The 11,071-nt window shown below is 50.8% G+C and carries 13 protein-coding genes; 10 read left to right on the top strand and 3 right to left on the bottom strand.

The window, feature by feature from the left end:
* Positions 1 to 84: 84 nt before the first annotated feature.
* From WFJ73_RS18630 to WFJ73_RS18590, 9 genes are all read left to right on the top strand, one after another.
* Complete coding sequence (locus tag WFJ73_RS18630) at positions 85 to 837, top strand: glycosyltransferase family 2 protein (RefSeq protein ID WP_336774488.1); 753 nt, start codon at positions 85 to 87, stop codon at positions 835 to 837.
* 29 nt (positions 838 to 866) lie between these two features.
* Positions 867 to 1,589 (top strand): sugar phosphate nucleotidyltransferase, encoded by a 723-nt coding sequence (locus WFJ73_RS18625; protein ID WP_336774487.1) that lies wholly within the window; start codon positions 867 to 869, stop codon positions 1,587 to 1,589.
* A gap of 17 nt (positions 1,590 to 1,606) precedes the next feature.
* Positions 1,607 to 2,959: a glycosyltransferase family 2 protein gene (locus WFJ73_RS18620; protein ID WP_336774486.1), complete on the top strand. Its 1,353-nt coding sequence runs from the start codon at positions 1,607 to 1,609 to the stop codon at positions 2,957 to 2,959.
* Between the two features lie 98 nt (positions 2,960 to 3,057).
* Entirely contained in the window at positions 3,058 to 3,345 is a 288-nt protein-coding gene (locus tag WFJ73_RS18615) for a hypothetical protein (protein ID WP_015843055.1), read from the top strand.
* Between the two features lie 24 nt (positions 3,346 to 3,369).
* Entirely contained in the window at positions 3,370 to 3,711 is a 342-nt protein-coding gene (locus WFJ73_RS18610) for a restriction endonuclease subunit S (protein ID WP_336774485.1), read from the top strand.
* Entirely contained in the window at positions 3,708 to 3,986 is a 279-nt protein-coding gene (locus WFJ73_RS18605) for a hypothetical protein (RefSeq protein WP_442955966.1), read from the top strand. The genes WFJ73_RS18610 and WFJ73_RS18605 overlap by 4 nt, the downstream gene beginning before the upstream one ends.
* Positions 3,987 to 4,018: 32 nt before the next feature.
* Complete coding sequence (locus WFJ73_RS18600) at positions 4,019 to 4,303, top strand: hypothetical protein (protein WP_336774484.1); 285 nt, start codon at positions 4,019 to 4,021, stop codon at positions 4,301 to 4,303.
* Between the two features lie 108 nt (positions 4,304 to 4,411).
* A complete protein-coding gene (locus tag WFJ73_RS18595; RefSeq protein WP_336774483.1) occupies positions 4,412 to 5,512 on the top strand; it encodes a CgeB family protein in 1,101 nt (366 codons plus the stop codon).
* Between the two features lie 11 nt (positions 5,513 to 5,523).
* Complete coding sequence (locus tag WFJ73_RS18590) at positions 5,524 to 6,633, top strand: CgeB family protein (protein ID WP_336774482.1); 1,110 nt, start codon at positions 5,524 to 5,526, stop codon at positions 6,631 to 6,633.
* A gap of 12 nt (positions 6,634 to 6,645) precedes the next feature.
* Here the strand turns inward: WFJ73_RS18590 and WFJ73_RS18585 are convergent, their stop codons facing one another.
* On the bottom strand, positions 6,646 to 7,635 hold the full coding sequence (locus WFJ73_RS18585) for a ketoacyl-ACP synthase III (RefSeq protein WP_336774481.1): 990 nt from the start codon (positions 7,633 to 7,635) through the stop codon (positions 6,646 to 6,648).
* 160 nt (positions 7,636 to 7,795) lie between these two features.
* Between WFJ73_RS18585 and WFJ73_RS18580 the strand changes: the two genes are divergently transcribed.
* Entirely contained in the window at positions 7,796 to 8,653 is an 858-nt protein-coding gene (locus tag WFJ73_RS18580) for a YhcN/YlaJ family sporulation lipoprotein (RefSeq protein ID WP_336774480.1), read from the top strand.
* 209 nt (positions 8,654 to 8,862) lie between these two features.
* Here the strand turns inward: WFJ73_RS18580 and WFJ73_RS18575 are convergent, their stop codons facing one another.
* Both WFJ73_RS18575 and WFJ73_RS18570 read right to left on the bottom strand, forming a co-directional pair.
* A complete protein-coding gene (locus WFJ73_RS18575) occupies positions 8,863 to 9,087 on the bottom strand; it encodes a helix-turn-helix domain-containing protein (RefSeq protein WP_006040330.1) in 225 nt (74 codons plus the stop codon).
* Between the two features lie 203 nt (positions 9,088 to 9,290).
* Positions 9,291 to 10,919, bottom strand: coding sequence for a catalase (locus WFJ73_RS18570; protein WP_336774479.1), 1,629 nt, complete (start codon positions 10,917 to 10,919; stop codon positions 9,291 to 9,293).
* Positions 10,920 to 11,071: the final 152 nt, after the last annotated feature.

Below are 11,071 nucleotides of genomic sequence, written 5' to 3'. Positions count from 1 at the left end.
GCCAACAGTCTGCATACATACTATGTGATGTGCATCAATCTGCTTGCAAATATTAATAGGCGTAAAACTGAGGTGATTCAGTGGATGAAACGCGCACCTCATCCTAATCCGGCCGTATCGGTCATTATCCCTGTTATGAATGAAAAATCGACCATCGGGCGCGTGATTCGCGAAGCGGCAAAGGTACATCCCCGTACGGAGGTTATTGTTGTTGCCAATGGTTCTACAGACGGTTCTATAGCAATTGCTAGAAAGATGGGAGCAAGGGTGCTGCAATTCGAGAAGCCTCTTGGTCATGACGTTGGGAGATCGATAGGGGCACTGGAAGCCAAAGGCGAGGTACTGTTGTTTATTGACGGAGATATGGTTATATCAGCTGCTAATTTACGGCCTTTCATTCATGCAGTGAGAGAAAAAGGAGTAGACGCGGCGTTGAATAACTATTCCGGTCCGGTTCGCAAAGCGAAGGTTCATAGTGTTGTGCTGGCCAAACATGCCTTGAATGCCGTTCTTCAAAGGCCTGACCTGAAGGGAATGTCCTTCACGGCCGTACCGCATGCGATCAGCCGCAAATGCCTGGATACGATAGGGGCGGAAGCCTTGTCAGTCCCTCCGCTTGCCCATGCGATGGCTGTAAAGCAAGGACTCATGGTCAAGGCCGTACACACCGTCAATGTCGGCAAAATAAACAAACCACGGCCGGAGCGGGAGAGGAAAAACCCGCTTGAACGATTAATTTTAGGCGATCATTTGGAGGCGATCTACTGGCTGCTGTCATGCACGGATGAACGGGGCGGGTTCGAGGATCGGCTGCGCAAGCGCGAGATGGCCTTGTAAGTCTGCACACGGTTAGGAGGGTTGCACTTTTGAAAGCTGTTATTTTGGCGGGCGGAACCGGTACACGGCTCATGCCTCTTACTTCTTATATCAATAAGCATATGCTGCCGGTCGGCAGATATCCGATGATCCATCATGGTATCGAGTCGCTGCGCAAGGCAGGGATCAACGAGATTCTGATTATTACGAACCGTCAGTCTGCGGGAATGTTTATCCGGTATTTCGGCAGCGGCGAAGACCAGAAGGTGTCGCTGGCGTACCGGATCCAGGAAGGGGCCGGGGGCATTGCGGATGCGTTGCAGCTGGCTAGACCATTTATTGCGGATGGCGAGAAGTTTCTCGTTCTTCTTGGTGACAACTTGTTTGAAGAGGATTTAACGCCTTATATTCATGATTTTCGGCAGCAGCAAGACGGGGCAATGGTGCTTCTTAAGGAAGTCGACGATCCGCACCGGTACGGGATTCCGGTCTTTGATGCTAGCGGTGCGATCAAGCATATAGAAGAAAAGCCCGCGGAGCCGCAATCGAATCTATCGGTTACCGGTTTATATATGTATAGCTCGGATGTTTTCGAGCGAATCGAGAATATCAGCCCGTCAAGCAGAGGAGAACTCGAGATTACGGATCTGAATAATCTTTACGCGGCTGCCGGTCTATTAACCTACCGGACGTTATCCGGCTGGTGGATGGATGCGGGGACATTTGAGTCGCTTAAGGAAGCATCTACCCGATATTGGGATATAGAATACTAGACGGGAGAGATTTTTGAGTGAGACGCAAACCGCGGGGCATTCGTCGTCTCAAGCCCGCGCCTACGAAAGAGGGAAGGCGTACGGCTAACTATCAGGCCGGTCTGCAGGCAGGATACAATCAGGGACTACTGGCTGGGCAAAGCAGCTATCATTCTTTGTTCGAGGGAACAAGTATTATTATCCCGAGCTACAATCAAGTCAATTATTTGCGCGGCTGCATCGACAGCATCGTGGACAATACGGAGCAGCCCCACGAGATTATCGTTGTCGACAACGCTTCGACTGACGGGACAGCCGAATATTTGGAGCAACTGGACGGTCAGGTGCGTTACCGGGTGCTCGATCAGAATTACGGCTTCGCGGGTGCGGTGAATACGGGACTGATGATGGCCAAAGGCACAACGATGCTTGTTCTGAACAATGATACGCTTGTGACGGATAACTGGCTCGGCAACTTGCTGATCTGTCTGCACAGCGATCCCACCATCGGAATGGTGGGGCCGGTCACGAATTATATTAGCGGGGATCAACAAATTCCGGTCCCTTATGAAAGAATTGAAGATATGCCGGATTTCGCGAGACTCAATAATATTTCCGATCCGAAGCGCTGGGAAAGAACAGACAGGCTGCCGGGCTTCTGCCTCTTGTTCCGCCGCGAATTGTGGGAGCAGGTCGGCTTTCTTGATGAAGGGTTCGAATTCGGCAACTATGAGGATGATGATTATAATATTCGGACCAGGCTGCTCGGTTACTCCCTTATAATCGCCAGGGATTCTTTTATCCATCATTTCGGGAGCGTCAGCATTAAGGCGCTTGGCGATCAGCTCGAACAGGTTAACACCCGAAACATGGTTTACTATATGACCAAATGGAATAATCCGTATGCGTGGATTCATCAAGTCCGCACAAGCGATCCGAAGCCAGCTTCGCTTAAGGTAAAGGGAGAGATCGCCTTTTACCCGGAAAGTGTCGTAGTGAAAGGGATTGGCTCGCAGGTTTATTGGATCGAACAAGGAATCAAACGTCCAATCGAAGGGGAATGGTCAGGGCCGGTCGTACGTCTGCCGCAGATTCTGCTCCGGAGCTGGCCGACTGCAGAGGCGCTGCCCGCGGTTGAAGCGGCATCCAAATGGCATGCTCTTCATTCCATTCATTACGGCGCCCCCCTGCACGGGCAGATTGCAAGCGGGCTGGACGGCTTCCTGTATTATCTGGAGAATGGCACCAAGCGAAAAATGATTACCGAAGCAGCAGCCGTCTCCTGGCATTTGAACGAAAGGGCAAAATATCCGCTGACCGCGGAAGAGCTGCAGGCAATGCCGGAAGGGCTGCCTCTAATTCCGCCGGTAAAGCTGCGTCAGGTCCTGTAGGCATACGCAAGTATCACCCTTTTTCAAAGATGCATATGCTAGTATGACGACGACAACTGAACTTGAGCCGTTTATTGCTGCAAAGGAGGGGCTGGAAGTTGCAGCAGATTGTAAACGAAATAATAGAGCATTTATCGCATTCCCATCAACAAATGGCTCGCATGATTGACTCCAAGCGCCATGTTGTCGTACGGATGGCCGAGGTTGTAAAGGCCATTCCCGACAATAATCCGAACTTTGGAGGAACGGATGGACTGCTGTCGAATACGCAGGCTCTGCTTGGCGGGGTTGTTTCTTATTTAACAACGATAGCCGAATTGCAAGAGACGCTTGCCGCGCAGCTGACGTTTACGGTCCGCGAGCTTCGCTTAGAGGAAGAAGAGTAAGCGGCCGGAAGGAGGATGTTTGTTATGAACCGGGAACAGGCTTATATGCGTATGCTGGGCGCTACCGCCAATATGCAGTGGAATATTGCCAAGATACTGGAAGCCAAAGCGGAAGAGGCGGAGAAAGCACGCCATTGGATATGCAATCATATTACCGCGGCATCCTTCCTGGGCGATCAGACGCAGCTTAAACAGACAGCCCAAATCAACGAGCAGGTGATTGAAGTATTGGATGGCGTTAACAAAATGAGCCAAGGGATCCTATCCGTCATGCGATCGGTTCTGCCCAAAAGCAATGAAGGCGGAGGCGGCCATGACGGGGATGACGAGGAGATGCTGTTCGGCGGCATGGGTGACATGAATTGAGCTTCATGGCATTAAGAGAACGGCAAGTGAAGCTGGAGATTCTCTCTTCTCTCGCAAGCAGCCAGACGGCGCTTGCCCGCATTCTGAACAGCATCGCCGACGTATCGGAGGCCTCCCCGGAGCTTGCAAGAAGCATTGCCGAGAATGTGAAGCTCCTAACGTCCATGCAGAAAAATATAGCGGAGTCGGTTACGGGGCTAACCATGCGCGGCAAGCGTCTGAAGCGGGGACGCCCCGGCAGTCCTTGGCTGAACGCCAAGATCAGCAGGCTGTAAGATGGAAGTCATCCATGAAGGAGGCGTTTGATATGAAGAAGAAGAGCGCTGTTTCAGCCAAACGGAGAACCAAACGAAAGCCTGGCGTAAGGACTAAACGCAAAGTAAACGGAGCCCGGAAGACAGCGGGGAAGAAGTCCGGCAAAAACACAATGAAACGCCGGAAGTCTTCGGTCAGAAAAAGAAGAAAAAGCGTAAGCTTTGATCAGGCCAGCTACGATTACGGTTTTAACCAAGCCTATAACGACGGGTATAACACCGGCTTCGCCAAAGGCTTTGAAGACGGCCATCAGATTGCATATGAGACGCAGGTTTAATCGCACAGACGAAAGATAGAGGTCTTAGCTCTGCCTTGTTCATGCCAGAATGGACAAATCAGGAATAAGGCTTTTTTTGTATAACTTCGGATGAGGTGAGTGGGAAATTTGAACAAGGCAGCAGCGGCGTCCTTTCAGCAAGGCAGGCAGCAGGGATATTCGGCCGGATTCCAGGCAGGATGGCGGGACGGAGCTTGCGAATGGGTGAAGACTTCTCCCGTAACACCAGTTCCGGAAGTCATACCCTTACGCGTGTTATATATTCCGCAAGGCTCTTTAGGCTTTGACGCCATTGATTCCGGTATTATTCAGGCGCTGCAAAGTTGCGTCAGCGAAGTGCATGTAGGCGCGCAGGAAGGCCTGCTGCAGCAGGCGGCCGCCATTCGGCCGGATCTTGTGCTTGTGCTGAACGGCTTATACACTTTCCCGCCGGATCATTTGGAGCAGATCGCAGCGATTCGCGCGTTAGGGATTAAGACGGCTATCTGGTTTGTGGATGACCCGTATATGACGGCCCATACGGTCCAAATCGCGCCTTCTTACGATATTGTTTTGACGCATGAACGCGGGACAATACCTCTCTATCAACAGCAAGGATGTCTTCAGGTGCATCATCTGCCGCTTGCCGTCAACGAGACGGTATTCCGTCCTTTTCGCGCGGATAAGGCGTATGAATACGAGGTTTGCTTTATCGGAGTGGCCTTCTGGAACCGGGTAGAGCTGATTGATCAGATCGCCGGGCAGCTGTCGAAGCGAAAGCTGTTTATTGCCGGAGGGCACTGGGACCGTCTGAAGCAATATCCGCTGTTAGCACCCAATATCCATCCGGAAGGAATTGCGCCTGAAGCAGCCGCCCATTACTACAACGGCTCCAAGATTGTCATCAATATGCACCGCTCCGATGTCCCCGGGAAGGATAATCAGATTGAAGCGCAGGCACCCGGCTTGTCGCTGAATCCGAGAACCTATGATGTTTCGGCTTGCGCAACGCTGCAGCTAACGGATATCCGGGATGATCTGTTTTCCCATTACCGTCCGGGCCATGAGATTGAAACTTATAGCAATGCGCAGGAGCTGCTGCAGAAAATTGATTATTACTTGACCCATGAAGAGGAACGTTTGCGCATTGCAATAAGAGGCTTGTACCGTACTTTGCGTGATCACACGATGACTGCGCGAATCGCTACGCTTTTGAATCTATTGAAGTAGGAGTGAAAAATATGGCGCCAGTAGTCAAACGGAAGACGGACGAGGAGGCTGGACGAGCGGCGGGATATAAGCTGGGCTGGGATCACGGGTACTGGTTCGGGTTATGCGAGGAAGCGATCGGCCGCATTCCTCAGGCCAACAAAGTATGGCCGATTCACGCGATGTATGTGGAGACGGGCAAAGGCTTTCCTTACTCGCCGATCGACGAAGCCGTAAGAGGGACTTTAGCGACTATGGTTCAGAGGTTGACCGTTGTAAACGCGACGCAGCCCGTGGCAGAGCTTGCGCTTGCTGACCGGCCTGATGTAGTGATCGTTCTGGATGGACTGCAGTTTGATGTCGCGCAGATCGAAAAGCTTCGGGATAACGGAATCCGGACGGCGATTTGGTTGACGGATGATCCTTATTATATGGATATTACAACGATGATCGTTCCGCATTACGATACCGTATTTACGCTGGAGCGCAACTCGGTGGACTATTACAAGCAGCTTGGCTGCCAGAATGTGTTTTATTTGCCGTTTTGCTTCGATCCGGCGCAATATCGCCCTTCGAATCCCGAGCGCTCAAACCGCAAAGAAATTACGTTTATCGGATCCGCTTATTTGAACCGGGTTAGCTATTTCAATGAAATAACTCCATATCTGGCGGGGAAAAATACGTTAATATCCGGTATTTGGTGGGACCGGTTAGCTAAATACGACCTGCTGCGCTCCAAAATCAAGCTGAATAATTGGATGGGACCGACAGAAACAGCTTTGACTTATAATGCTTCCAAAATCGTGATTAATATGCATAGGGCGCATGACGATGCCTTATACAACAGCAACCGAATCGGATTAACGGCTGTTTCCCCTAATCCCAGGACCTTTGAAATTGCCGCATGCGGCGTACTGCAGGTATGCGATATCCGGGATGATCTTGCTGCCTTTTTTACTCCGGGAGTAGAAATCGTTACCTATTCCTCGCCGGCGGAGCTGATCGAGAAAATGGATTATTACCTAAAGCATGAGGAGGAGCGGCAGCAAATCGCCCTTCGCGGCATGTACCGGGCTTTCCGGGACCATAAATACGCGAACCGTCTTCAAACGATGCTGACGATATTATTCCCGCTCCTCTAATTCTTCATGAATTTAAATGGACCAACGAAGCAGGACGCCGGACTGCGTTAATCCGCCGCCAAATCCATAGAGCAGCAGCAAATGTCCCGGCAATACACGGCCGTCACGGACAGCGGCATCAAGAGCAAGCGGAATGGATGCGGCAGACGTATTGCCGTAGTGCTCAATGCTCGACAAAGCCTGCTGCTCGCTTATGCCGGTACGTTCGCATAACGCGTCAATAATGCGCTGATTCGCGTTGTGCGGAACGAACCAGTTGATTTGGGATGGCGTGTAGCTGCTGTCCTTCAGCAATCCGGCGATTCCTTCAGACACGTGGCTAAGCGCCCATTTGTACACTTCGCGGCCATTTTGCACGATACGGCTTGTCGTATCGATATCCGCCGCGTTAATGACGGGGGACAAGCCGCTCCGGTAAACATGATGTCCGCCTGCGCCGTCGGTCTGAGCGGAAATCGCCAGAATATCCCCATCTCCTCCGGCTTCCATTAAGAATGCCCCGGCTCCGTCGCCAAATAAAATGCAAGTCGTCCGGTCTTCGTAGTTCGTTACCTTGGACAAGGTTTCTCCGCCAATGACGAGGATTTTGCGGTAAACGCCGGACAATAGCAGCCCGTTCGCCAGCTGAATGGCCGATGTGAAGCCTGCGCATGCCGCCTGAATATCAATGGCGCCGCAATGACGGATTCCAAGACCGGCCTGAACCTGGGCGGCAACGCTTGGAATGACATTGTCCGGCGTAGAAGTAGCGACAATAATGTAATCGACATCCTCGACTTCCACCCCGTAACGTTCCTGCATATTCCGTACCGCCCGAATACATAAATCGCTGGTGAATTGGTCATTCGCCGCAATTCGGCGTTCACGGATGCCTGTGCGCTGAACAATCCATTCGTCCGAGGTTTCGACGATTCGCTCCAAATCCGCATTTGACAATACTTTTTCCGGAATATAAGTGCCGATGGCCGTAATAGCTGAGTTGGATTGCAATTGCTTTTCCATTAGAAACAGCTCCTTTGTTAGTACCTGGTACTAATACTTGATAATAAATTACTGAATTTGAAGTGATTTGTCAAGCGTTGTTGAGGATAGCTTCCACATAACAGAGCACAATAAGTCACGGGTCAAAGCCTAACTAACCGAATGGAGGAGTGGCTAAGTCATGAAAAACAAATTCATTCTTCTTACAGCAAGTGTGGCTTTAGCAGCAACGTTAACGGGGTGTGCGTCCAATCAGGGAGATATCGGCAATAAAAATATTCGTCCCAACAGCGTACGTTACGATGCTAACGGGAATGTGATCCGTAATCTGGCGGCTCCGGGAACATTGACCGACAAACGTTTCGCGAATGATCAAATGAACGAAATGAACCGTGTCAATGGCCGTCGTCTAAACAGCAACAACATTGTTGGCAGTCATAAAAATTATAAAATGGAAATGAGCGAGGAAATCGCTAAGAAGCTTGTAGCTATGAATACGGTTAAGACAGCCAATGTTATGCTGACCGACAACAATGCTTATGTTGCCGTATCCTTCGAAGATCATACGCGCGGCCTAAGCGCGAAAAGCTACAACCGTACGAATCTGAGCAGCCCGATTACCGATACGAATCGCCACATGAACGGCACATATGGCGCGAGCGGCGGGAAATACGGCATGAACGGCATGAACGGAACGTATGGCATGAACGGTACGATGGGCGGTTACCATAATGACGGCATACGCGGCCTAAGCACAACCGACACCGGCGAAAGCCAGCTGACTGATAAAATCAAAAGCGATATCGCCGCAGAAGTAAAAAGGCTGCACCCTTCGGTTCAGAACGTTTATGTATCCGCAAGCCCGGATTTTGTGGACCGCATGAACAGCTATATGGGCGATGTTCGCCTGGGTCATCCGATTCAAGGCTTTGTGTCCGAATTTAATGCCATGGTCGAGCGCATCTTCCCGGCGAATGCGACAAAGCTGAATTCCAATTCGGCCAAACATACCACTCCTTATATTTACGATCACCGCTAATAGCCGAAAATAAACAAAAAAAGGGCCCGCTTGCGAAGCAAGCGGGCCTGTCCTAGAAATGGTATCAACTGTGGGGTTGATGCATATGATTGTATCGAAGAAACCTTAGTCTAAGATTAAAGAACTTTGTCGAAATTGAAACAAAGTAAAAACCCCGCATCCTTTATAAGGAGCGGGGAGAGAAATAGCCCGAATCATGAATGGGATGGTTAGATTTGCAACTCCCCAAGCTTGATCAGCTCGACAACCGCTTGCGAACGACCTTTAACATTTAACTTTTGCATGACATTCGAAATATGGTTGCGGACGGTTTTTTCGCTGATAAATAATTGCTGCGCAATATCTCTAGTTGTTTTATCCTGCACCAGCAGCTCAAATACCTCGCGTTCACGATGTGTTAATAAAAACTTGCTTTTATGGTCGCTACCCTTCAAGTTTGTCACCCCTCCTTGCTCGGGTTTTTATGGTTTAACAAGGTTAAGGGATACAGTCAAATTATTGTATGAATTGGCTGTAGCAATGGTGCTGTATCTAGGGAAAATGGGCGCTTATAATAAAAGAAGGGCTGTCCCGCATGCTCATCGTTTCTGAACATGCATGGGTAGCCCTTCTTTGTTATTTCGCTTAAGCAAAAGCCTTAGTATCCGTCCGTTTTGCGTCCAAGCTCCTCGGCGACTTCCATCCCCTCGCGGGCAGGGAAGGTGCCTTTGTGCCCGGACTTCATTGCAGAGGATTTTTTGATGGCTTCCGCTACAAGACGCCCGTATTCCGGATCCGCTTGCGTCAGATTGGACAGCATTTTGTCCTGGATAACAGGCGCGCAAGTTGACAAGGCATCGCCCAGATTATGAATAAGCTCGTCGCGCTCCCACTGCTCCAGCTTGCGGAACGTATCGCCGGCTTGGGCGAAATCGTTGGTCCGGTCAATCGTTTGCCGAACCAGATTCGCGTCATAATGCGGCTCATGCGGCGTTCCGGAGGCTTTAGCTTCCGAAAGTCCGTTCAGACTGGAAGGCTCGTAGTTCACATGCGGATTTTGTCCGGGAGCGACATCTACGTAAAAGGCCATTTGGCCGTCGCGCTGGTTGGTTGCGGCGCGTTTCTTCGGCGCATTGATCGGCAGCTGCAGGTAGTTTGCGCCAACGCGGTAACGCTGGGTGTCGGAATAGGATAAGGTGCGTCCCTGCAGCATTTTATCGTCCGAGAAGTCCAGACCGTCTACCAATACGCCCGTTCCGAATGCCGCTTGCTCTACCTCTGCGAAATAGTTCTCCGGATTTTTATCAAGCACCATCTTGCCTACCGGTACCATCGGGAACTGATCTTCCGGCCACAGCTTGGTATCGTCAAGCGGATCGAAGTCTAGCTCTGGATGATCGCCGTCCTCCATGATTTGCACTTTAAGCTCCCAGGCGGGGTAATCTCCCCGTTCAATCGCCTCATACAGATCCTGCGTGGCATGGTTGAAGTTCTTCGCCTGAATTTGCTCGGCTTCGGCTTGAGTCAAGTTTTTGACGCCTTGCTGCGGGTCCCAATGATATTTGACCAATACCGCTTCGCCCTTCGCATTTACCCATTTGTATGTATTGACGCCGGAGCCTTGCATCTGGCGGTAGTTCGCCGGAACTCCCCAAGGCGAGAATAAGAAGGTAATCATATGAGTCGCTTCCGGCGAATTCGAGACAAAGTCGAAGAAGCGCTCCATCGACTGCACATTCGTTACCGGATCCGGCTTAAAGGCATGTACCATGTCCGGGAATTTCATCGCATCGCGGATGAAGAAGATCTTCAGGTTATTGCCCACCAGATCCCAGTTGCCGTCCTCGGTATAAAATTTGGTCGCGAAGCCGCGCGGGTCGCGGAGAGTCTCCGGCGAATGCCCGCCGTGGATCACGCTCGAGAAACGGACGAAGACGGGCGTCTTTTTGCCTTTTTCCTGGAACAGCTTTGCTCTTGTGTATTTGCCGATCGGCTCGTTGCCGAACGTGCCGTAAGCTTCGAAGTAGCCGTGCGCGCCTGCTCCGCGGGCATGGACGACCCGTTCAGGAACCCGTTCGCGGTCGAAATGGGTGATTTTCTCGATAAAGTGGTAATTTTCAAGGGTAGCCGGCCCGCGGTTGCCAACAGTTCTCGTATTCTGATTGTCGGATACCGGATGGCCTTGTCTCGTTGTCAGCGTAAGATCGGTTTCGCCTGCCGCTTTGCGGTTATCGGCTGCTCCGCCCGCGCCTGCCGCATGAGTGCCGTTTGTATCGTTTGCGGACATTTTTGTATTTCCTCCATTTCCAGTTTAAAGTCAATTTTACCTAATACTCCAATACTATTCCTCATTCTGAAATAGTTTATGAAGAGCAATTGGAATATAGTTGAAACCCAATCCCCCTATTCAAGCGGCTAGGTGCGTAGTACTGTATTAAG

Source organism: Paenibacillus sp. MMO-58 (assembly GCF_037146255.1).
Taxonomy (GTDB): domain Bacteria; phylum Bacillota; class Bacilli; order Paenibacillales; family Paenibacillaceae; genus Pristimantibacillus.
The sequence above is the reverse complement of the archived record's forward strand: the minus strand, read 5'-3'. Positions and strand labels throughout refer to the sequence as shown.

Coding starts and splice junctions, on each gene's coding strand:
- WFJ73_RS18630 (WP_336774488.1), top strand. CDS start 85: ATGAAACGCGCACCTCATCCTAATCCGGCCGTATCGGTCATTATCCCT.
- WFJ73_RS18610 (WP_336774485.1), top strand. CDS start 3,370: ATGAACCGGGAACAGGCTTATATGCGTATGCTGGGCGCTACCGCCAAT.
- WFJ73_RS18600 (WP_336774484.1), top strand. CDS start 4,019: ATGAAGAAGAAGAGCGCTGTTTCAGCCAAACGGAGAACCAAACGAAAG.
- WFJ73_RS18590 (WP_336774482.1), top strand. CDS start 5,524: ATGGCGCCAGTAGTCAAACGGAAGACGGACGAGGAGGCTGGACGAGCG.
- WFJ73_RS18585 (WP_336774481.1), bottom strand. CDS start 7,635: ATGGAAAAGCAATTGCAATCCAACTCAGCTATTACGGCCATCGGCACT.
- WFJ73_RS18580 (WP_336774480.1), top strand. CDS start 7,796: ATGAAAAACAAATTCATTCTTCTTACAGCAAGTGTGGCTTTAGCAGCA.
- WFJ73_RS18570 (WP_336774479.1), bottom strand. CDS start 10,919: ATGTCCGCAAACGATACAAACGGCACTCATGCGGCAGGCGCGGGCGGA.